Here is a 22,002-nt window from a genome sequence, read left to right as displayed (position 1 = left end):
CGGCGTCAAGGGCGATTCCGCGCCCGGGGCGAAGCCCCTGACCTCCGGCGACGAGCCCGCGGACGGGTCCGGGGCGACGAAGCCTGCCGCCGCAACTGGCGCAACGGTGCAGCCCCCAACAGGCACCGCGCACAAGACCGCCGCCGACCGGACAGCCGGCACGCCGACGGCTCCGAAGACCACCACCACCCCCGACGCCACTGTGTCCTTGCGGATCGACAAGAGGGCCGAGGGGAAGGAGGCGCCCGCTGTCGAGCCGTCGCCCGAACCTGCCCCGACCGTCCCCGCACCCGTAGCGGCGCATCCGGCCGACGCACCGCAGGACGTCGGACCCGTGTCCGCCGCCGAACCGTCGGCCTCCGGGCGTTCCCCCCGTAGGACCGCCCGTCGGGTGGTGGCTGCGGCCGCCTGCGCCGTTCTGGTGCTGGGTGCGGGTGTCGGGTTCCAGCTGATGCGGCCGCTGCCTGCGACGAAGGCGACGATGACGCTACCGGGTTCGGTCGAGTTCCCGGGTGAGAAGCCGGTCGTCGACTGGCCCACGCAGGGGCAGTCGGCCGCCTCGGTGATCGGGGTCGGCTCGCTCGGTACGTCCGGTGAGCAGGTTCCGGTGTCGATCGCCTCGGTGACCAAGGTGATGAACGCCAACCTCATCTTGAAGGCGCACCCGCTGAAGCCCGGCGAGAGCGGTCCGGTGATCACGGTCGACAAGGCCGGGGCCCAGTACGCGGGGGACGAGTCCCACGCCCGGCTGACCGAGGGCCAGAAGATCACTCAACGCCAGGCGCTGGAGCTCCTGATGCTCCCCTCCGCGAACAACGTCGCCCGGCTCCTGGCCCGTTGGGACGCCGGATCGGAGCAGGCATTCATCACCAAGATGAACGCCGAGGCGAAGCGGCTCGGCATGGCCGACACCACCTACGCGGACCCGGCCGGCTACGACAACGACACCAAGAGCACCGCCGCGGACCAGCTCAAGCTCGCCGAGGAGGTGATGAAGAACGACGCCTTCCGGGAGATCGTGGCCGAGCCGAGCACCAGGTTCGACGGCGAGCTCGTCACCAACACGAACCACCTGGTAGCCTCCGAGGCCGGCACGGTGATCGGCGTCAAGACGGGGTCGTCCTCCGCAGCCCAGTCCGCGCTGATGTGGGCGGCGGTCAAGGACGTCGCCGGCACCCGGCGCACCATCATCGGCGTCACGCTGCGCCAGCCGTTCGTCAAGACCATGCCGGACGCCCTGGCCGCTCAACCGCCGAGCCTGAAGGCCATCAAGTCGATCAGGAAAGGCCTGACCGAGCAGACGGTCGTCACGAAGGGGCAGGTCGTCGGCCGGGTCGACGACGGGCTCGGCTCCACCGTGCCGATCGTCGCCGATCGGGACGTCACGGTCGCCGGCTGGCCCGGGCTCACGGCGGCGGCCACCCTGAACACGACCGGCGTCCCGCACGGCGGCGGTGCGGGAAGACGGGTCGGCACCCTGACCGTGGTCAGCGGGACCACCCGGGTCGAGGTGCCGGTTTCGCTCCAGCACGAGCTCACCCCGCCATCCCTCTCCACCCGCCTGTTGCGCAAGCCCTGACGCCGCGGAGAGCCGATGCCGTCGTGGCCGGCCCTCTGACGGGGAGCGCCCGTCTGGGACCCAGATGGCGCGGGGTCCGACGTCTTCGGCCGGACCCGTTGATGCGGTGTCCTGCTCGCACGGGGCCTCCCCGATGCCCACTGCGCCCGCGGTGAGCGGCCTGTCCGGCTCGTCCGAGCGCTGCCGGTGTGCCCGCCCGGACCGTCACCGCCCCGTGGACCGGCTGCCGTCCCCCAGGAAGCCCTACCCCCGGGGACAGGGCTGATTCATAGCCCTGGTGATCATGCGAATATGCAGGTCACGGCGGTGTGCGGGGCCGGCGTCGGGCCGTTGCGGACGCATCGAGGCTCCGGTTGAAGAGGTGACCTTACCCGTCACTCTCCAGTCGGAGCCTCGATGTGCCGCCAGTCTGCCACCTGCTGCCTTGCTGTCCCATCCGTGCGTCAACTCGGTGAAGGCGCCGGTCTGGTGGAGCGGCTGGCGTTGCTGCCGGATCCGCGGGACCGGCGCGGTCTGCGTCACCCGTTGGTGAGCGTGGTACTGGTCGCCGCCAGCGCGGTGCTGACCGGCGCCCGGTCGTTCCGGGCGATCGGGCAGTGGGCCGCCGAGGCGCCACAGCATGCCCTGGCCCGGCTCTGCGCGCGGTTTAGCGTTTCAAGTCAATAGTGTGCCACTTCACAGAATTCATACGCATGCGGACGGTAGCCGCCGTCGCCTGCTCGGCCGTCGTGTGGCGCTGTCATGTCGCCTCCGACCGGACGCCCGCCTTTCGGGGCCCGGCTCGGCCGGGAGTCCGCACCGGCCCCGTCGCCACGCCCCTGCGTGATCTGGACTGGCCGGTGCTCAGTTCTTCCCGGACGACCGGGCCGAGGCCGCGGTGACGGACCGTGGCTCCCAGCCAGCCCGGTTGACCGGTGGTCGGACGGGGGCCCTGGTTTGCGATCTCGGGGTGTTGGCCCTTGGCTGGAGGTGTCCGGTCCGATGCCTCCGAGCCGGTGGCCCCCGCGGGCCCGCCTGTTCTGAACACCCGGCCTGGTGATGAGGAGGGCGTATGGGCTGGCTTCGCGGCCGGTGGAGCCGCCGCGACGACGCATGGTGGGCGTTCCTGGTGGCCGGCACCGTGCTGATCGTGGCGTTCGCGCTCACGCCCTCCTCCGTCCGGTTCGTCCTGCCCGTGATGCTGTCGGCGGCGACGTGCCCCGCGATCGTGGCGGGGGTGCGCATGCACGGGCCGGCCCCGGCCGCCGCCTGGTACGTGCTGGCCGCGGGCACGGTCCCCTACGCCGCCGCAGACGCGGTCTGGGGGGCGTACCAGGTGCGCGGGGAGGAGGTGCCGTTCCCAGGGCCGGTCGACAGCCTGTACCTCGTCGCCTATCTCCTGTTCGCCGCCGGTCTGTTGATGCTCACCGCCCGCCCGGCTGGCCGGGCGGGCTGGGCCGGCCTGCTGGACGCGGGAATCGTCACGCTGGGATTCGCCACGCTGTCCTGGGTCTTCATCCTCGGCCCCTACACCCGCAGCCGGCTCCCCCCATTGTCACTCGCGGTGACGGTGGCCTATCCGGTGACCGACTTGGTTCTGCTGTGCCTGGCGGCCCGTCTGGTGCTGACGGCGGGCCCCCGCGGCCCCTCCTTCCTGTTGCTGGTCGGCTGGCTGGTGACGACCCTCGGTGCCGACGCCCTGTACTACGGGACGGTGGCAACCACCGGGAGCGCGATCGGGGAAAGCGTCTCCGAGGTGGGCTGGATGGTCTCCTACGCCTGTCTGGGGGCAGCGGCTTTGCACCCGTCGGTGGCCCGGAGGGCGCCGCCGCAGGAGAGCGGAACGCTGGTCCTCTCCCGTCCCAGGCTGGCCGCCATGCTCGGGCTCGCCCTGGTGGGGCCGACGATCGTGGTGTGCAACGTCAGGGGGATCAGGGACGACGCCACGCACATCGCGGTCCTGGTGGGCATCATGGCCGCACTCGCCGTGCTGCTGGTGCTGCGCGTCAGCCTGCTGGCCCGCTACGCCCAGGCCAGAGCGGCCGAGGCGCGTGGGCGGGCTCGCGCCCTGGAGGAGTCGCTGCGTGAGCAGTCGATGCTCCAGCAACGGCTCAGCCACCAGGCCTTCCATGATCCGTTGACCGGCCTGGCCAACCGGCTGCTGTTCGGGGAGAGGCTGGAAACAGTGGTCCGGCGGCACCCGGTCCCGCCGTCCGCCGGGCTGCTCCTGCTGCTGGACCTCGACGGTTTCAAGGACGTCAACGACACCCTCGGCCACCCGACCGGTGACAAGCTGCTGATCGCCGCCGCTCACCGGCTGCTGGGCGGCGTGCGCGGCGGCGATCTGGTCGCCCGGCTGGGCGGCGACGAGTTCGCGGTGGTGGTGGAAGAGCTCGGCGAGGACGACCTGGGCGAGTACGTCGAGCGGATCCTCGGACAGTTCAGGGACCCGTTTGTCGTCGGTGACCACCACTCGATCGAGGTGACCGCGAGTGTGGGCGCCCGACTGATCCGGGAGCCGACCAGGGCGACGGACACGCTGCGGGACGCCGACGTCGCGCTCTACCTGGCCAAGGCGGAGGGGAAGAACCGCATGGTGCTCTTCGAGCCGCACATGCAGCACACCTCCCGACCCCACGCCCGGGTGGCCGATCCCCTGGGGAGCGCCCTCAGCCGTAACGAACTGCTGGTGTACTACCAGCCGGTGGTCGAGCTGGCCACGGGCGACGTGTCCGCGGTGGAGGCCCTCCTGCGCTGGGCGCGGCCCCACGGCGGGCCCGTCCCGCCCGACGAGTTCATCCCGATCGCCGAGGAGACGGGCGCGATCGTTCCGATCGGCGCCTGGCTGATGCGGCAGGCGTGCCTTCAGACCCGCCGCTGGCACGAGGTGCTCCCCTCGCATCGGGAGATCTACATCCTGATCAACGTCTCAGATCGCCAGCTACGGGACCCGGGGTTCGCCGACACGGTGGCCGACGCCCTCCGGGAGAGCGGGCTGGACGCCGGCTCTCTAGTTCTCGGGATCAGCGAGGGCGCGTTCAGCGGCGACGGGGAGGCCGCCGCGGCCCAGCTCGCGACGGTCCGCGGACGGGGTGTCCGCATCTCCGTCGGCGGCTTCGGGTCCGGAGCCGTCCTCACCCGTCTGCGCGACGTCCCGGTCGACGTCTTCAAGATCGACGCCCGCGTCGTGCGAAGCACCGGAACGGCCCGGGACGACCTTCTGCTGCGGGCCGTCGTCGACCTCGGCCGCGGCCTCGGCCTGGACATCGTCGCGGAGGGTGTCGACACCCGTGAGCAGGCCGACCGCCTCCGCGCCCTCGGCTGTCCACAGGCCCAGGGCTTCCGCTTCGGCCAGCCCATGACGGGGCGCGTGATGGAATGGCACCTCCTGGCGCGATCGAAGGGCCTGCCCCGGCCGAACGCCTAATGGGACCGTGGCTGCCCACCGTGCGTGAGGGTGACGGGACCCGCTCCCCCACCCCGCCCCCGTCACCGCAACCTCGTCCCCGGACGGTACAACGGAGCGTAGCGGGGACGCCCGGCAAAGGGGTGACGGAACGTCAACGACGCGGGGCCTGCGGCCCGGCCGCCACTCCGCGTCAGCCCCTGGCCGTCCGCCGTGTCGCACGCCCCACGGGCCGCTCCTAGCATGAACCTGAGACCGCCTTTCTCCCGTGCCGGAAGTGGCGGGACGAGAGCCGAACAGCGCCCGTCCGGGGCCGAGCCCTCGCTCGAATCGCCGGCCACAACGTCTGCGGCTCACGACGTCCGTGGCGCACTCACTCCACCGGGGGCGCTCCGAGGAGGGACGATGGCATCCATTCTGGTGGCCGACGACGACGCCGACATCCGTGACCTCGTGGCCTACAAGCTCACGCAGTCCGGCCATCAGGTCACCGTGGTCGACGACGGCCTGAGCGCGCTCAAGGCCGTCCGTGAGCACACCGTGGATCTCGCCCTCCTCGACATCAGAATGCCCGGGATGTCAGGTCTGGACGTCTGCCGGGAACTGCGGGCCACGCCGGAGACGGAGAGCCTGCCGGTGATCCTGCTCACCGCCCGATCACAGGAGTTAGACATCGAGACCGGCTTCGCTGCCGGTGCCGACGACTACATCATCAAACCGTTCAGCCCGCGTGAACTGAGCAGCCGGGTGCAGGCGGTTCTGGCTAGGGCGACCCGATGACCGGACGTGGCATCGTCGACGGCGGCCTGCAGGTACTGGCCGGGTCTGCCGTGGTGCTGCTGGTACTCCTCGTCTGCGTGCGTGCCGTCCGACGGGAGCGGGAACGCCGCAGGGAGCGCGCGGCCGAGCCGCTCCGGGTCCTACTGCTCGAACTCCTCTGTGCGGAGGGGGACGAGGAGCCGGGAAGCCTCCAGGCGCTGTCCGCGCTCGACGACCGGAGTTGGGCGGCCGTCGAACCCACGGCGCGGACGATCCTCGCGAAGGTGAGCGGACAGGCCAGGGACGCGCTGGCAGGCCTGTTCGAGCAGCGGGGAGTCGCCACGCGGGCGATGGCGGACCTGCGACGGCGCGGGTCGGTCCGGAAGGGCCGGGCCGCGGAGGTGCTGGGGCTGCTGCGGCACCGGGCGGCCACCCCACAGCTGCGCGTCCTGCTCTTGGACGCCGACCCCGAGGTCCGGACGGTCGCCGCCCGGGCTCTGGGCCACATCGGGGATCCTGCGGGCGTCCCCGACCTGCTGAACTGCCTCCACGGCCCGCACCCGGTACCGCCCGGGGTCGTCCTGCAGGCGCTCACCGCGTTCGGGACCGCCGGACACGACCAGGTCGCCACCGGTCTCGATGACGCCGAGCCGCTGGTGCGGGCGGTGGCCGTCGAGGCCCTCGGAGCCGCCGGAGGAGTGGTATGGACCACCCGGGTCGCGGCCGCGCTGAAAGCGGACCCGCACGTCGAAGTGCGGATCCGGGCCGCCCGTGCACTTGGCGCCCTCGGCACGCCGGCCGGTCTGGAGCCGCTGCTGGACGCGGTGCGACGGGGCCGGCCGGAGCCGCTGCGCGCCGTGGCGGCCAGGGCGCTGGGCCGTCTAGGGGCGTCACGCGCGGCCCCACGCCTGGGGGAACTGCTCGACGACCCCGTCCACCGTGTGGCCTCGACCGCGGCCCGGGCACTGCTGCAAGTCGGGCCGGCCGGGCGCGACGAACTGCGCCGCGCTGCCGACGGGGCCCGCGGCGGGCGCGCAGCCGCCCATGCGCGGGCCGCGCTGGCGGAGGCGGCAATCGGCGAGGAAGGCGCACGCTCCACCGCCGGGCGTGCGGCGGTGGGACCGTGACGCCGCCACTCGCGACGGCCGCCCTCGGCGCGGCGGCTTCCGGTCCGGCCGCATCGACGGCGAGCGGCGCGCATGACGTGCTGCTGGACGTGATCGCCGTCAGCAACGTCCTGGTCCTCGGGTACTTCCTGGCGATCAACACCGCCTATCTCATGCTGGTCGTCATCGCGGCCGGCGACTTCGTCCGGCATCTGCGCCGCACGCCGTTCGCGGGCTACGACGATGCCTCCGCCAGTCCCTTCACGCTTCCGGTGTCGCTCATCGTGCCCGCGTACAACGAGGAGGCCGGGATCGTGGACGCGGTGCAGGCCCTGCTCCTGCTGCGCCATCCCTCGTTCGAGGTGGTCGTGATCGACGACGGTTCCACCGACGCCACCCTGGACCGGCTCCATGAGGCCTTCGATCTCGTCGAGGTGCCCCATGTCGTCTCCACCGAGGTGCCCGTGCGCGGCGCCGTGGAGTCGGTCCACCTGCCCAGGGGCGGCCCGGTGTCGCTGATCGTGGCCCGCAAGCGCAACGGCGGCAAGGCCGACGCCCTCAACGTCGGCGTCAATCTGGCCCGCTACCCGCTCCTGTGCATGGTCGACGCGGACTCGATCCTCGACTCGCAGGCGCTGCTCGCGATCTCCAAGCCCTTCTCCGACGACCCGCTGCGGGTCGTGGCCGCCGGGGGTGTGATCGGTATCGCCAACGGCTGCACCGTCGTGGCCGGCCGTGTCGTGCGGGTCGGCATGCCCCACCGGCTGCTGGCGAAGATCCAGACGGTGGAGTACATGCGGGCCTTCCTGCTCGGCCGAACCGGCTGGTCCCGGATCGGCGGCCTACTGGTGATCGCCGGCGCCTTCGGGATGTTCCGGCGCGACGCCGTGGTCGCCGTCGGCGGGCTCGATCCGGACTGCCTCGGCGAGGACGCCGAGCTGGTCGTCCGGCTCCACCACCACCTGCGCGGAACAGGCCGCGACTACCGCATCGTCTTCGTGGGCGAGCCGATCTCGTGGAGCGAGGCCCCGGAGACCCTGCGGGTGCTCGGACGCCAGCGGCGGCGCTGGCACCGCGGTCTCACCGAGGTCCTGCTCAAGCACCGGGAAATGATCGGCAATCCCCGGTACGGCCGGGTCGGGCTGGTGGCTCTGCCCTTCTACGTGCTCTTCGAACTGTGCGCACCAGTCGTCGAACTCGCCGGCCTGGTCCTGGTACCGCTGGGCCTGCTGATCGGGGCGGTCGACCTGGAATTCCTGTGGCGCTTCCTGCTGGCCGCCTACGGCTACGCGATGGTGGTCAGCCTGCTGTCACTTCTGGCCGAGGAGTACGCCTTCCACCGCTACAGCCGCTGGCGGGACGTCTCTTCCGCCGTGCTGGGAGCGGCGGCCGAGAACCTCGGGTACCGGCAGTTCACCGCCTGGTGGCGGGTCCGGGGCATCTGGGACGCCGTCCACGGCGCGCCGAAGGTATGGGGTGTCATGACGCACCGCGGCTTCGCCGCGGAGCCGACCGAAGAGGACCGGCGATGAGCGGCTTCCGGCCTGCTCGATCCGATCGGGGCGACCGCTCCGTGGTCCGGCGGCTCGCCTGCTCGTTCGGCCTGCTGATCGGACTCGTCGTGTTCACCGGCGCTGCCGCCCTGGCCGGCGCGCTGCTCCAGCACTCGGCGCTCGACGACCTGACGCACCGGGTGGTGCCGACCCAGGAGGCCAACCTGCGTCTGCGCAGGGAACTCGCCGACAGCTCACGCCGGATGAACACCTACCTGCTGACCGGCGATCCCGCGCAACTGGCCGCGTTCCTCAGCTCGCGCAACGACTTCCGGGGCCCACTCACCGAGGCCTTCACGCACGCGCCCACCGGCGCCAGGCCCTACCTGTCGGCTCAGGAGCGGCCGATCCAGGACTACCTGCGGATCACCGACCAGGTGCAAACGGCAAAGCCCGGAAGCCCCGGAGCCGCGGCGCTCGCCGCGGACGCACAGGTCCCGTACGACGCCTTCGAGGCCACCAACGCGGAGCTGGACGAACATCTCACCCACGAGGCCGACGAGCTGTCCGCCCGCGCCGATCTGATCCTGTGGAGCACGGGCGCCGCCACCTGCGCCCTCCTGGTACTGGCGACGGTGCTGGCCCTGATCGCGGCGCTGCACACCGTACGGGCCATCACCCGGCCGCTCGCCGGCATCAGGACGGTGCTCGGCCGGCTGGCGCAGGGCGACCACGGGGCCCGGGCTCCGGATCACGGTCCGGCCGAGATCCGGGCCGTCGCCCACGCCGTCAACATGCTCGCCGACGAGAACGACCGGCTGCGGCGTCTCGACGCCGAGCACGACCGGCTGGCCGCGGCGGCGCGGCAGGCGGGAATCGGCATCCGGTCAGGCCTCGACCTCGACCAGATTCTCGACGCGACCGTACGAGGCCTGGGCGAGGCGCTACGGGCGGACCATGTGCTGGTGCTGCTGGCGGGCAACGACGGCGGGGCCGAGGTGCCGGTCGTCCGGGCCTGGAGCACGGCCCGCGGCATCCATCCGTCGGAGGAGGCGCTCCGGCTGCCTCCGGCTCCGGCGGAGGCCGTCCGGGAGCACTACGCACGGGGCACGAGCTGGTCCCTCGACGACATCCGGCCGTACCTCGTCTCCGGAGCCGCTCTGCCGGGCGCCCCCGGCTTCTTCGGGACCGTCGGGCCATCACCCGAAGTCCGCGCCGCGCTGACCGCGATGGGCGTGGTCGCCCTCGTGGTGACCCCCTTCGGATCGGGCACGGAGGCGATGGGCGCGGTCGTCCTCTCCCGCTGCCGGCCGGGCGGTGTCTGGCTGCCGATGGAGGTCGAGGCCGTCGAGTCGATCGCGGCAGGACTCGGCCGTGCGGTGCGCCAGTCCCGGACCTACCGTCGGGAGACCGAGCTCGCGGACCGGCTCCAAGCCCTGGACAAGGCCAAGAGCGACTTCCTCTCCACCGTCTCGCACGAGCTCCGCACCCCGCTGACCAGCATCGTCGGATACGTCGACCTGCTGGCGAACGACTCCGGCCCGCTGAACGACGGCCAACGACACATGCTGGAGGTGGTGGACCGCAACGCGGCCCGGCTGCGCAACCTCATCGAGGACCTGCTCACCATCTCACGGATCGAGTCGGGCGCCTTCACCTCCGAACGGCTGCCAGTCGACCTGCGCCGACTGGTGAACTCCTCGGTCGAGGCGATCCGACCCGCGGCATCGGCCGTCCCGGTGACCCTGAGCCAGGTGCCCGCCGAGGACGACCTGATCGTCCTCGGCGACGCCCCCCAGCTGGACCGCGTCCTGATGAACCTGCTCACCAACGCCGTCAAGTTCACCCCGCCCGGAGGACTGGTCACGGTCAGCACCTCCCGCCGGAACGGAGAAGCGGTGTTGACCGTGGGTGACACTGGGATCGGCATCCCCGAGAAAGACCAGAAGGACCTCTTCCACCGCTTCTTCCGCGCCTCCAACGCCACCGAGCGCGCCATTCCCGGCACCGGCCTCGGCCTGGCGATCGTGCGGAGCATCGTGACCAACCACGAGGGCCGACTGGAGATCCACTCGACCGAGGGCGAAGGCACCATCGTCACCGCCCACCTTCCGCTGCTCCCGGACGCGTCCGGCTCGGGGTCGTGATCAAGCGACTTGCACACCCGGTGACGAGGGCCCCGCGCGGGATCCGAGCGGGGCGTGGCGGCTCGCCGCCGTTGCGGCTATCGCCGGCGGCCGAGTCAGTGCTGCAGCTCACAGCCCGCCCACGCCGGTCAGCCTGACGCCCCAGCACCGGTCCGGTCGATCGACTGCCCGATCAACTACTCGTCCAGCACCTCCGGCGATACCTCAACCGGCAGGATTTCCTCAACCGCCTCGGGAAAGACGATCACATCGCGCATCAGGTGTTCTTTCTTGATCGGGGGTTACGTCGAAGTCCGACAAACCCTGGTATGACTGGTGGCGGTGATCTGACGGACGCGAAATGGGCGCGGCTGGAGCCGCTCCTGCCTGCGAGCAACGGGACGCTTGCGGCAGGTGGCGGGACCACCGGAGGTGATCGGCGGTGTCCTGCACCGAGTCGGACGGACGTGCGAGGGCGCAACCTGCCGGGGTTCGGCCCGCGGGAAGACCCTCCACAAGCGGCTCTGACCTGCTCGAAGAGCGACCTGTGGTCGCGGTGCGTCGCCGTGTCGTCCGGCGTTCGCACCTCCGTGCTGCCGCCCTCATAAGGGTGCCGAACCTGACGGCAGGACAGGTGGAAACCGGCTGGTCAGGTCGGCCGCGGTGCCGCCTTCGCCGGATGGATCGTAGGCTTGCCGCGCGTCGTGGCGTCGCGGATGGGTTCCGACCGGCGGTCCGTCAACCCGAAGGCCCGGCCTGGATGGATTCCAGGGCGCTGCAGGCCTCGCGAAGCAGATCGGGCAGCCGGTCGGCCAGCGGGTTGGCTTGCGACAGTTGGTTGGTGCGGGCGAGATCCTCGAGTTCGGCAGCGCATCGGGCAAGGTCATAGGCGCCGATGTTGCTGGCGGCGCCCTTGAGAGCGTGGGCCCGGTCCACGGTATCGGCCGGGTTGTCGTGGTCGACGGCTGTGAGCAACGCGTCGGCGAGCAGCGGAGCCTTGCGGAGGAAGGAGTTGGTCAGCCGCATGATCAGCTGCTGGCTGCCGGGGGCGTTGTCGCCGCTGATCTCGTCCAGCCGCCGCGCGATCGCCTGACGGAGCCCGGGGATGCCCGCCGCGGGATCGCTCGTCGCGTCCGGGTCGGCCGGGGGCGGTTCGTTCCCCGCCCATCGGGCCAGGGCTTCTCGGAGTGCTGTGACGGCGATGGGTTTGGAGACGTAGCCGTCCATGCCCGCGGCCAGACAGCGTTCGCGATCCTCCGGAAGGATGCTCGCGGTCATCGCGATGACCGGCAGACGGGGGCCGGAGCCCTCGCGACGGCGAAGTTCCGCGGTGGCGGCGTAGCCGTCCATGTGTGGCATGCGGCAGTCCATGAGCACGGCGCGGTAGCGGCCTGCTGCCGTCATCTCCAGGGCCTCGATTCCGTCGTTGGCGACGTCGGCGCTGTAGCCGAGCTGTTCGAGCATGCCCAGGGCCACGGTCTGGTTGATTTCGTTGTCCTCGACGAGCAGGACGTGGGCGCGGCGCGGGGCGGAAGGCCGTGAACGGGCGGGTGCGCGTACAGGGGGCAGGGCTGCCTGGGCGGCGGGTTCCGGGGCCATGAGCCGGGCGAGGCAGTCGTGGAGTTCCGACTGCCGGACGGGTTTGGACAGGCTGTCCCGGATCCCGGCAGCGCGGAGTTCCGCGGTGGGCACTGCCGTCCCCGAGGTGAGAAGCAGCAGGCGCACGCTGGCCAGGTCAGGGTCGGAGGTGATGTGGCCGGCCAGTTCGATTCCACTCATCCGGGGCATGTGGTGGTCGATGACGGCCAACTCGTACGGGGTGCCCGCGGCGGCCGCGCGATGCAGTTCGACCAGGGCCTGTGGACCGCCGTCCACAGTGGCGGGCCGCATGGACCAGCTGTGCATCTGCTCGTGGAGGATGAAGCGGTTGGTCGCGTTGTCGTCGACGATCAGGACGTGCAGCCCACGCAGGGAGCTGGGTTGGGGCGCCGGTGGCGGCGGTTCCCCTGTCGCGGGTTCGTGCATGGGGATGGTGAACCAGAAGGTGCTGCCGTGGCCCGGTGCACTCTTCACACCCATGGTGCCGCCCATGGCGTCGATGAGCCGTCGGCAGATCGCGAGGCCGAGCCCGGTCCCGCCGTAATGCCGGGTGGTGGAGGCGTCCGCCTGGGCAAAGGCGTCGAACATTCGCTCCTGGTCGGCGGGGTCGATGCCGATGCCGGTGTCGACCACCTCGAAGTAGGCGTCCGCTGCCTGGGGACGGGCCCGGATGACGACCTCTCCTTCATGAGTGAACTTCACGGCGTTCGAGGCCAGGTTGAGAAGGATCTGCCGCAGCCGTGAAGCGTCCGCCCGCAGCGCGATGGGCATGTCCGGGTGGCAGTCGGCGAGGAGTTCCAAGCCCTGGGCGGGCGCGGTTTGCGCGATGAGGGTGACGACCTCGTCCACCAGGGGGTGCGGATCGAACACCACCTCCTCGAGAACGAGCTTGCCTGCCTCGAGCTTGGAGAAGTCGAGTATGTCGTTGATCAAGGTCAGCAGGGCCCTGCCGGCGTCATGGATGCCCTCCGCGTAACGGAGTTGTACCGCATCCAGGTCGGTGTTGAGCAGCAGCTCGGACAATCCGATGACGCCGTTCATCGGGGTGCGGATCTCGTGACTCATCGTGGCCAGGAACTGGGACTTGACCCGGGTTGCCTCCATCGCCTGGTCGCGGGCATCGGCGAGCGCCTGCTGGACGCGCCTGCGTTCGGTGATGTCGCGGACGAAGGCGTTGAAACAGCGGGTGGCTCCCAGTCGCATCGGCCACACCGCCAGCTCGACGGGGATCTCGTGTCCGTCCCGGTGGAGTGCGGTGATCTCGATCTGCCGGCCCAGGATGTGGGGCTCACCGCCGCCTAACACGCGTTGAAGGCCCTGGATGTGGGCGGTCCGGTAGCGCTCCGGGATGATCGTCTCGGTCAGCGGGCGGCCTAGGACCTCTTCGCAGGTAAAGCCGAACAGCTTCTGGGCACTTGGATTCCAGTCGATGACCAGGCCCTGTTCGTCGATGGACACGAAGCCGTCGTTGGCGCTGTCGATCACTGAGCGGGCCCGCTCCTGCAACGCCCGCAGCAGCTCACCACGCCCCCGCTCCCCGCTCTCCCGGAAGAAGCCCCGGACCTCGAGCGGCTGGCCGGCTTCGCCACGCACGACCCACAACGTCGACTCGACCCAGCGCAGGGTGCCGTCGCCGCGGCGCACGCGCAGGGCCACGGTGGCCCGGCCCCAGCCGGCCAGGTCCCGCTCGGCGGCCTGGAGGTCCTCCTGATCCTCCGCGTCCACCCAGTCGCCGACGAATGTCCCCACGACCTCATCGGCCGGACGTCCCAGCAGTTCCAGCGCCGGTGCCGAGACCTCGAGGAACACTCCCTCGAGCGTGCGGCGGAAGACCATGTCCGGAGAGTTTTTTGCTAACAGCCGAAACCGCTCGTCGTCCGCGTCGAGCATCTGATGGCTCTGGAACAGGTTCCTGTTGCCGTCCGCCATGTCCACCAACACCTCCAGCACTCTCGCGCCCGATGTGCCGCAGCCGGCCCCTTCCCAGCGTGGAACGCGCAGCGCGCGGGATGCAACCGGGGCGCCTGATGTTTCGGTAGCGGACCCGGGGTGCGGAGCGACTGACCGTCACGAGATTTGAACCGCACCGGGTTGGCCGAAGACTCTACGTTGTGACTGTGACCAGGGGTTTCGTGGCTGTCAGGTAGTGCTGGATTCCTCAAATGATGCGTATAGAGCCTGCGTTGAGGATTTTCGGGTGGCTGGGGTGGGGTGTGCCGGGGTTGTTGCGGGCTCGGGCTGCCGTGGGGGCGGACGAGGAGAGGGTGATCGCCAGGCTCGCAGGGGCGCGGAAGGCGCCGGCGGATCTGGTGATGCGGGCGCGGATCATCGCGTTGAGCTGGGACGGTCTGCGGGTGGCGGCGATCGCTGCCGAGCTGGGCTGTCATGCGAAGACGGTTCGCTGGTGGCTGCACCGGTTCAACGACCTCGGCCTGGAAGGGCTGTAGGACCGGCCGATCACCGGTCGGCCCAGGCGGCTCGCCGAGCTCGAGCGGTCCCGGATCATCGCCCTGGTCAAGCAGGTGCCGCCCGGACGGCCGACCCGGCAGGCGGACGGGGAACTGGCCCCTGCCGACGAGGCAGGGCCGCCGGAGTGGACGCTGGACGCTCTGACCGAGGAGGCCCGGCGGCTGGGATCGAGGTCGGCCGCTCGCAGGTGCGGCGGATTCTCCTGGCCGAGGGCGTGCGGTGGCGCCGCACCCGCTCGTGGACCCGCTCGAAGGACCGGGACTTCGAGGGAAAAGAACGCGGATCATCGGCCTGTACACCTGCCCGCCCGACGGCGCGACGGTCGTGTGCGCCGACGAGCTCGGGCCGGTGATCCCGCGCACTTTCCCGCCGGCGCCGGGCTGGTCACCGGACGGACACCGCATCAAGAACGAGATCGACTACTCCCGCGGGCCGGAGAAGACCTGGGTCTACGGCGGCCTGCGCATCCGGGACGGGCAGCAGGTCACGATGTGCGCCCGTCCCGCAACAGCGCCTTCTACCAGCAGTTCCTCCAGTTGCTCGAGGACGCCAATCCCACAGGCGACATCTACGTGGTGACCGACAACCTGTCCTCCCACAACAGCGCCTCGACCCGCGCCTGGCTGGAGGGCCATCCCCGGATCCGACATGTCTTCATCCCGGTCGGCGCCTGCTGGCTCAACCTGCAGGAGGGCTGGTGGCGGATCTTCCGCAAGGCCGCCCTCGCCGGGCAGTCCTTCGCCGACCCCGACGAGATCACCCGGGCCACCCGAATCGCCACCGCGCAGCTCAACGCCCGCGCCCGACCCTGGATCTGGGGCCGGCCCGCCCCGCCAACCCGACAACTACGACGCCGCTACGTCTACCTGATTTGAGGAACGCAGCACTAACCGGTCGCAGAAGTCGCGCGTCGGCGCAGCGGTTGCGCGGGCGCTGCGCGGCCCGACCGTCCCTGGGCCGTGCGGGCCGCGGGACGGTCGTGGTGCACGGGCGTCGCGATCAGCCGCAGTGGGAGTTGAACTGGTGGTTGATCTCGCCGTTGATGCCGCCCTCCCAGTCGATGCAGGACCCCGGCGCGTACAGGTAAACGGGGCCGGCGTAGGTGGTGTAGAAGCCCAGGTCCTGCTTCCACTGCGTGGTGCCGGACTTCTTGATCGACGCCGAGACATCCACAAGGTAGGAGCTCGGATGGGTGCGGACCGTCACCACACAGTTGTTGCCATTGGAACGGTTGTAGGTGAGGAAGACCGTCCCGTTCTGCAGCGGCAGGGTGTCGATGACGCTGTAGCCGGAGCCGCACGCCCCGTTGTACGTGGCGGCCTCGGCCACCGCGGGGGTGACGGCCACGCCGGCGGCCGCGGCCGTGGTCACTGCCGCACCCAGGGCGGCCCGCTTGAGGAGCTTCTTCATGCTTCCACCTGTCATTCGTGTTCGCTGTTGGATCGGCCGGCGGCCGACGTCGTTCCGGTGTGGTGATCGCCCCGGTCGGCACGCGATCATGCTGCTGGCCCGCGGTATCGTCACGGTCGCGTCCGTGTAGCGCCGGCGGCTCCGGCGGGGTCGCCCACTTGTCCGGCCAGACCTCCTGGAGGTGTCCGGTCACGGTCGCGCACAGCTCGGCCAGTCGTTTGCGCGCCGAAGCAGACCGGGCTTGCGCTGCGCAACGGGCTTGGGCAGCACCGTCATCGGCTGGGCCCGACGGGCCGGGACGAGGCCTGTGGCGGGCGGGTGCGATCCGGTTCGCATCCGCTGTGACCTGCGGTGGGGAACTCGCGTCGCACCCGATGAACGCCGAACTCACCGGCAGTTGCGCACCCCGGCGCCTGGCGCTGCAACGGCCGTCGCAGCGCGGGCAGCAGCGGCGCGGCACTCTGCACCACTGCTGCCCGTTACGAGCCGGGCCCTTCGACGGTCGAGCCGATGTGACAACCTCTCCGCAGCTGTGCGGCTGCACCGGCAGTACGCCCGCCCTGCCCGAGCAGGCGGGCCGGACCTGCCTCGGCCAGCCGCGCGTTCTCGATGAGCACAATGAGCTGGCCGACGCGCGGCTGACCGCAGCTCGGGCCGCGCTGTGGGTTCGCGATCTCGCGCGGCGTCGACCCCGTCCTGGCCGGCTCTGGCGGCGTCCGGACGATGGACTGCTGGGTGACTAGCGGATGCGGGTCCCCCTGCTGCATGACGCAGGTGGTGGTCTTCGCCATCGGCGACCGTCAGGCCGTCGGGGTCCGGGCCGCCAACGACATCGGCATCACCACCGAGGAGACCTCGCCTGCCGCCGCTACGCCCTTTCCGGGATGTCCGCGCGATGGGCGGCTGGTAGAGCCGCAGGCCATCAGCGGGCAGTTGACTGGTGGGCTCGCGTGTAGAGGTGTCGCGTATTCAAGAGCGGCCAGGCATGAGGTCGCAAAGAGTGATAGACCGGTCGCCACGGCGCTTGGAGCGCCTTCTGGATCCAGCGGGCGAGGAAGTCGACCACGTTCAAGAGATCCGGCTGCCTGCTCTGGTGGTCGCCACGGTGCGCGGCCTCGGGGCCAGTGCCGTGCGCAGCGCCGGGGTGAGGATGCGGCGGGTCTCGGACGGGGTGAGGGTGGCGAGGGCGGGCAGGGGGTTGAGGTAGCGGGTGTAGATGAGGCCACCGAGTATCGTCACCACGGCCGTGGCACGGGCGGTGGCGTCCCGGCCGCCGAGAAATTCAACAAGCCGGGCCAGCAGCTCGTGTTCCAGGTATTCGCGGAGCACTTCGGCAGCCTCGTCGCCCTGGGTGGTGAGTTGGCGGAAGTCGGCGTCTTCCCACAGGTCCGTCACCGCGTCGATCAGGCGGTCGGGGAGGGTGGCGGGCTCGCCGCCGAGGACCTCGTCCACCGCCAGCGCGTTGGCGCACTGGAACTGCATCACGTCCGCGAACAGGCCCCTTTTCGAGCCGAAGTGGTACGCGATCAGTGCCGGGTCGACCCCGGCAGCCTGGGCCACCGCGCGCAGGGTGGTGCGCCGATAGCCGCGCTCCAGGAACAGCGTGCGGGCCGCCGTGACGATCGACTCGCGGGTCGGCGGGTTGCCGCGGGGGCGGCCTCGGGTACGGGCGGGGGTAGGGGCGGAGTTATTCATCGGCGTTGAGCCTTGCGTTTTGTGATTGGCACAGTCAAGGGCGTTCCAGGACCCACGCGAAGGGATGACCCGACACCATGCGTATCGCAGTCTTCGGCGCCGCGGGACCGACCGGCCGCCACCTCACCGACCAGGCTCTCTCGGCCGGCCACGAGGTCGTCGCCGTGACCCGCCGAGTCGGCTCCATCGCCGAGCGGCCAGGCCTCACTGTGGCGGTCGCCGACGCCACCGATCCGGCGGCTGTCGACGCCGCGATCGCCGGGACGGACACCGTCCTGTCCGCGCTGGGCGCGGGCTTCAGCAAGGAGACCATCACCACGTACTCGGCGAGCGCCGCTGCCATCACCGGGGCCATGACCCGGCACGGCATCAAGCGGCTGCTCGCCGTCAGCTCCAGCATCATCGACCCGAACTGGCGTCCCACCGGCGCGCACTTCTTCAACCACGTGCTCGACCCGCTGGTAAACCGGCGCCTCGGCCGCACCCTCCACGAAGACATGCGCCGCATGGAGGCCGTGATCCGTCAGACGGACCTCGACTGGACCCTCGTCCGACCCTCGGGCCTCTTCGAGCACCCCGTCGTCACGGACTTTCACACCGCCGAGACCAGCGCCGACGGCGTCTTCACCGCCCGTGCCGACCTCGCCGCGAGCATGCTGCGCGAGCTGGAGGAACGGAGGTACGTCCGTGCGCACATGGGCGTCATCACCACGGCCGTGAAGCCAAACATCGCCAAGCTGATCTGGCACGAGGGCGTGAAGAAGAAGTGAGCAGGGCGACCGTCGAACTCCCGTCCGCCACACGGGCGTTCCTCAATCGTCCCTACACGGCCACCTTCACCACCCTCCGCCCCGACGGCACCCCGCACGTCACCCCGGTCCGCTTCACCTTCGACGCTGCCACCGGCCTGGCCCGGGTGACCACCCGGGCGGGAGCCCGCAAGGCCCGAAACGTGGCGGCGGGCGGCCCGGCGGCCCGCGTCGCGCTCTGTCAGGCGGACGGCTTCCGCTGGGTCACCCTCGAAGGCCGGGCCGCCGTCACCGACGATCCCGCACGCCTGGCCGAGGCGATCCGCTGTTACACCGCCCGCTACCGCGCGGACCCGCCGGTCCCGCTGGACCTGGTCCTCGTCGAGATCGCCGTCGACCGCGTCCTGAGCCTCAGCCTCTGAATTCCCCGCACTGAAAGCGAAGTGAAACCCCGCGATGCCCACCATCCCCGTCCTTGACTCCACCCTCCACTACCGCGAGTCCGGCGATCCCGACGGGCTGCCGTTCGTCTTCCTCCACGGCAACCCCACCTCCTCCCACCTGTGGCGGAACGTCCTACCCGGTGTGGCCGCACCCGGCCGCCGCCTTCTGGCCCCCGACCTCATCGGCATGGGTGACTCCGGCAAGCCGGACATCGGGTATTCCTTCGACGACCACGCCCGCTACCTCGACGCCTGGTTCGACGCCCTGGGCCTTGCCGAGGCCGTCCTCGTCGGCCACGACTGGGGCGGTGCGCTCGCCTTCGACCGAGCCGCCCGTCTCCCGGACCGTGTCCGCGGCCTCGCTTTCACCGAGACGATCATCAAGCCGCTGGTTGGCGACGAGTTCCCGGCGGCAGGGCGGGAGTTGTTCACCCTCCTGCGCACCCCCGGGGTGGGCGAGGAGATGATCCTGGAGAAGTCGCTGTTCATCGAGGGGCTCCCGGAGACGCTGGCCACGCCGCTCGACCCTGCAGACCTGGAGGCCTACCGCCGCCCCTTCCCGACCCCGCAGAGCCGCCGCCCGGTGCTGGCGTGGACTCGCATGCTGCCACTGGACGGCAAGCCCGCCGATGTCGTGGCCCGCGTCGAGCACTACGACAACTGGCTGGCCACCAGCCCCGAAGTCCCCAAGCTGCTGGCCGCGTTCGAGCCGGGCCCGGGCGCGATGACCGACCAAGGTGCGGTGGCCTGGTGCGAGGAGAACATCGCGGGCCTGGAGGTCTCTCGCCACGGCCCGGCCGGCCACCACTCTCCGGAGGACCGCCCCAAGGAGCTGGCCGCGTCGATCAACGCCTGGGCTGACCGCCACAGGCTGGCACGCCGGTAGGTGTCCTCGACCACGACGGTGCCGACCGTCCCGGGGTGTGTGAGCTGCCGCCCACGGGTTTACGCGCCGCAATTGCCGCCACCGGGTCGCCGAGCTCCACGGACGCGACATCGGCTGCACCCTGCTGCTGCCTTCCGTCGCTTTGACTTCCTCCCCGCCAAGGCGACGAAGGAGGCCAGCGGGCTGCTCGGCTCGCCGGCGACCAGCCCGGACCGGGTGCTGATCCAGGCGGCGGCGCGTCCCGCCCGGGCCGGCTGCTGCCGGCGCACCTCGATCGAGGAGACGTAGCCGCCGTCCCACAGCTCATCCATCGCCCACGGGTCGTACTCCTCCGGCGGCGCGAGCCGCTCGGCGGGGGCGTCCGCGACGGCCGCGGTGTCGAGGACGGCGAGCAGCCAGGCCCGGGCCCGGACGACCGCGGTCCCCGATGGTGACGACGGCCTCCAGGAGCTCGACCGTCCGACCCGGCCGGATGCTCTCCACGGTGATCTCGCTCTCGTCGAGGGCGAGCCGGCCGGGGATGTCGTAGCTGATCCGGGCGAGCGCCAGGCCGGTCGCGGGGCGGTTCGGCGAGGTACCGGTCGATGGCGTGCACGACCAGGCCGCCCAACGGGCTGAAGTGCTGCTCCTCGGTGTTCCAGGCGCCCCCCGCGTGGGCCGTTGGCTTGTAGCGGTGCTCGCCCGTGCGCTGGTAGTGGCTGTCGGACGGAACGGCGGGGGTGGTTACGGTGCACCTCTCGTCGGCCGGCCCCGCGGGGCCGGACCAGGGTGGCCGGCGGTGCAGGGCGGGCCGCCGGCGGGCGCCCGCGTTCAGGATCGCAGGGGGCCGAACCGGCCCGCCGTGAGGGTGAGCCTGCCCACACCGCGCGGCGGCCCGGGGTGCGCGGTCAGCCGGCCGGACGGCTGCGCAGCATCGCGTCCAGCGAGTCGACGATCCAGTCCCAGGACTGCTGCGGGTTGATCGGGGTGTGGCTGAAGCCGCCCGCCGCCTCCAGGCTGACGTAGCCGTGGAAGACGCTGCCGAGCATCCGGACGGCGTGCGTCTGGTCGGGCTCCGCGAGTTCGTAGCCGCGCAGGATCGCCCGGGTCATCTGGGCGTGCCGGACACCGGCGCTGGCGGCGGCCGTCTCCGGGTCGAGCCGCAGCTGCGCGGCGGCGTAGCGGCCGGGGTGCCTGCGGGCGTAGTCGCGGTAGGCGGCGGCGAAGGCGGCGAGCGCGTCCCGCCCGGCCCGGCCGGCGAGGGCGTCGGCCACGTCGTCGGCGAGTTCCTCCAGGGCGAGCAGGGCGATCCGGGTGCGCAGGTCCTGGGAGTTCTTCAAGTGCGCGTAGAGGCTGGCGACCTTGACGTCGAACCGGCGGGCCAGCGCCGTCAACGTCACCTGGTCGAACCCGACCTCGTCGGCGAGTTCGGCGCCCGCCCGCACCAGCCGCTCCGTGGTGAGCCCTACGCGAACCATATGCACTCTCCTATCTCCCGTAGTCGATTATGCATTTGCCTAATAGAGTTAGGCAAATTAGCCTGTGGCTCATGAAGCCGTTGACCGACTCCGAGATCCGTGCCGCCTTCCTCAACTGCACCAAAGGCGAGGCCAAGCGCATGTACGTCCCGCGGGACCTCGCCGAGCAGCCCTGGGAGGAGCTTGACCTCCTCGGCTGGCGCGACCCGCAGGCCCCCGACCGCGCCCACCTCGTCGCCGAGATCGGCGGACGGCCGACCGGCGTCGTGCTGCGCTGCCCCTCCGGCCCGTCCTGGAGCGCCCGCCGCAGCATCTGCTCGCTCTGCATCACCACCCACACCGGCGGCGTCTCGCTGATGGTCGCGCCGCGGGCCGGCCTCGCCGGCCGCCAGGGCAACTCGGTGGGGGCCTACATCTGCAGCGACCTCGCCTGTTCGCTCTACGTCCGGGGCCGGCGCGATCTCGGCCCCGGCACGCGCATGCCGGAGTCGCTCACCCTGGAGGAGCGGATCGACCGGCTCGCCGCGAACACCGCCGCGTTCGTCGCCAAGGTCGCCGCCTGAGCGGTGCCCGTGCGGCTAGGGCCTGTGTGATGTTGTGATCAATCTTGGGGTCCTGCCCTCTTCTCGGGACGGAACCCAGTAGGACTGTGGCTGTGACGCGTAGGCAACTCACTGACGATCAGTGAGCTTCTTTCATCCTGGGTTTTCCCAGGTCAGGAGGGTGGGGACGGCGGCGATGGTTCGGCTGGTGCGGTTGGTCGAGCATCGGGCCCGTCGTAGGAGTCGCCAGGATTTCAGCTGGGCGAAGGCGCGTTCGCCGGGCGCTCGGAGGCGGGCGTGGTCG

Annotated in this window: 18 protein-coding genes and 2 pseudogenes; 13 read left to right on the top strand and 7 right to left on the bottom strand. The window is 71.1% G+C overall.

What is annotated here, in order from left to right; translation table 11 throughout:
- Positions 1–481: 481 nt before the first annotated feature.
- The 7 genes from AB0M03_RS35270 to AB0M03_RS35240 all read left to right on the top strand — a co-directional run bounded on the left by AB0M03_RS35270 (position 482) and on the right by AB0M03_RS35240 (position 10,469).
- Positions 482–1,579 (top strand): hypothetical protein, encoded by a 1,098-nt coding sequence (locus AB0M03_RS35270; RefSeq protein WP_363499594.1) that lies wholly within the window; start codon positions 482–484, stop codon positions 1,577–1,579.
- Between the two features lie 396 nt (positions 1,580–1,975).
- Positions 1,976–2,245 carry a transposase family protein gene (locus AB0M03_RS35265; protein ID WP_363499592.1) on the top strand — a complete coding sequence of 90 codons (270 nt, stop codon included), beginning with the start codon at positions 1,976–1,978 and terminating at the stop codon, positions 2,243–2,245.
- Between the two features lie 385 nt (positions 2,246–2,630).
- Positions 2,631–4,985: a bifunctional diguanylate cyclase/phosphodiesterase gene (locus AB0M03_RS35260; protein WP_363499590.1), complete on the top strand. Its 2,355-nt coding sequence runs from the start codon at positions 2,631–2,633 to the stop codon at positions 4,983–4,985.
- Positions 4,986–5,369: 384 nt separating this feature from the next.
- Positions 5,370–5,744 carry a response regulator gene (locus AB0M03_RS35255; protein WP_363499588.1) on the top strand — a complete coding sequence of 125 codons (375 nt, stop codon included), beginning with the start codon at positions 5,370–5,372 and terminating at the stop codon, positions 5,742–5,744.
- A complete protein-coding gene (locus tag AB0M03_RS35250; RefSeq protein ID WP_363499586.1) occupies positions 5,741–6,850 on the top strand; it encodes a HEAT repeat domain-containing protein in 1,110 nt (369 codons plus the stop codon). The genes AB0M03_RS35255 and AB0M03_RS35250 overlap by 4 nt, the downstream gene beginning before the upstream one ends.
- Positions 6,847–8,361, top strand: a complete 1,515-nt coding sequence (locus AB0M03_RS35245; RefSeq protein ID WP_363499584.1) for a glycosyltransferase — start codon at positions 6,847–6,849, stop codon at positions 8,359–8,361. The genes AB0M03_RS35250 and AB0M03_RS35245 overlap by 4 nt, the downstream gene beginning before the upstream one ends.
- Positions 8,358–10,469, top strand: a complete 2,112-nt coding sequence (locus AB0M03_RS35240) for an ATP-binding protein (protein WP_363499582.1) — start codon at positions 8,358–8,360, stop codon at positions 10,467–10,469. Before AB0M03_RS35245 ends, AB0M03_RS35240 begins: the two co-directional genes overlap by 4 nt.
- A 717-nt stretch (positions 10,470–11,186) precedes the next feature.
- Here AB0M03_RS35240 and AB0M03_RS35235 read toward each other — a convergent pair.
- Entirely contained in the window at positions 11,187–13,976 is a 2,790-nt protein-coding gene (locus AB0M03_RS35235) for a PAS domain S-box protein (RefSeq protein WP_363499580.1), read from the bottom strand.
- 335 nt (positions 13,977–14,311) lie between these two features.
- On the opposite strand from AB0M03_RS35235, the gene AB0M03_RS35230 reads away from it, so the two are divergent.
- Positions 14,312–14,494, top strand: coding sequence for a helix-turn-helix domain-containing protein (locus tag AB0M03_RS35230; protein WP_363499578.1), 183 nt, complete (start codon positions 14,312–14,314; stop codon positions 14,492–14,494).
- A gap of 513 nt (positions 14,495–15,007) precedes the next feature.
- Positions 15,008–15,391, top strand: coding sequence for a transposase (locus AB0M03_RS35225; protein WP_363499576.1), 384 nt, complete (start codon positions 15,008–15,010; stop codon positions 15,389–15,391).
- Between the two features lie 124 nt (positions 15,392–15,515).
- On the opposite strand, the gene AB0M03_RS35220 is transcribed toward AB0M03_RS35225, so the two are convergent.
- The 3 genes from AB0M03_RS35220 to AB0M03_RS35210 form a co-directional block, all read right to left on the bottom strand.
- A complete protein-coding gene (locus tag AB0M03_RS35220) occupies positions 15,516–15,926 on the bottom strand; it encodes a spore-associated protein A (RefSeq protein WP_363499574.1) in 411 nt (136 codons plus the stop codon).
- 479 nt (positions 15,927–16,405) lie between these two features.
- Positions 16,406–16,717, bottom strand: coding sequence for a hypothetical protein (locus tag AB0M03_RS35215; protein ID WP_363499572.1), 312 nt, complete (start codon positions 16,715–16,717; stop codon positions 16,406–16,408).
- Positions 16,718–16,994: 277 nt separating this feature from the next.
- The gene (locus AB0M03_RS35210) at positions 16,995–17,621 is read right to left on the bottom strand and encodes a TetR family transcriptional regulator (protein WP_363499570.1); all 627 of its coding nucleotides are present in this window, start codon (positions 17,619–17,621) and stop codon (positions 16,995–16,997) included.
- A 77-nt stretch (positions 17,622–17,698) separates the two neighbouring features.
- Between AB0M03_RS35210 and AB0M03_RS35205 the strand changes: the two genes are divergently transcribed.
- Genes AB0M03_RS35205 through AB0M03_RS35195 form a run of 3 tightly spaced genes read left to right on the top strand, consistent with a single transcriptional unit; the run spans position 17,699 to position 19,699 of the window.
- Positions 17,699–18,391: an NAD(P)H-binding protein gene (locus AB0M03_RS35205; protein WP_363499568.1), complete on the top strand. Its 693-nt coding sequence runs from the start codon at positions 17,699–17,701 to the stop codon at positions 18,389–18,391.
- Entirely contained in the window at positions 18,388–18,792 is a 405-nt protein-coding gene (locus AB0M03_RS35200; protein WP_363499566.1) for a TIGR03618 family F420-dependent PPOX class oxidoreductase, read from the top strand. The genes AB0M03_RS35205 and AB0M03_RS35200 overlap by 4 nt, the downstream gene beginning before the upstream one ends.
- Before the next feature lie 34 nt (positions 18,793–18,826).
- Positions 18,827–19,699, top strand: a complete 873-nt coding sequence (locus AB0M03_RS35195) for a haloalkane dehalogenase (protein WP_363499564.1) — start codon at positions 18,827–18,829, stop codon at positions 19,697–19,699.
- Positions 19,700–19,857: 158 nt separating this feature from the next.
- Here the strand turns inward: AB0M03_RS35195 and AB0M03_RS35190 are convergent.
- Positions 19,858–20,483: pseudogene (locus tag AB0M03_RS35190) on the bottom strand (acyl-CoA thioesterase domain-containing protein); the annotation flags it as partial.
- Between the two features lie 103 nt (positions 20,484–20,586).
- A complete protein-coding gene (locus AB0M03_RS35185) occupies positions 20,587–21,156 on the bottom strand; it encodes a TetR/AcrR family transcriptional regulator (protein WP_363499562.1) in 570 nt (189 codons plus the stop codon).
- Positions 21,157–21,227: 71 nt separating this feature from the next.
- On the opposite strand from AB0M03_RS35185, the gene AB0M03_RS35180 reads away from it, so the two are divergent.
- Positions 21,228–21,719, top strand: coding sequence for an FBP domain-containing protein (locus AB0M03_RS35180; RefSeq protein WP_363499560.1), 492 nt, complete (start codon positions 21,228–21,230; stop codon positions 21,717–21,719).
- 132 nt (positions 21,720–21,851) lie between these two features.
- On the opposite strand, the pseudogene AB0M03_RS35175 reads toward AB0M03_RS35180, so the two are convergent.
- Positions 21,852–22,002: pseudogene (locus AB0M03_RS35175) on the bottom strand (IS5/IS1182 family transposase); the annotation flags it as partial.

Source organism: Kitasatospora sp. NPDC051914 (assembly GCF_040680995.1).
GTDB lineage: Bacteria > Actinomycetota > Actinomycetes > Streptomycetales > Streptomycetaceae > Kitasatospora.
Note: the sequence above shows the minus strand (reverse complement) of the source record. Positions and strands in the feature narration are given on the sequence as shown.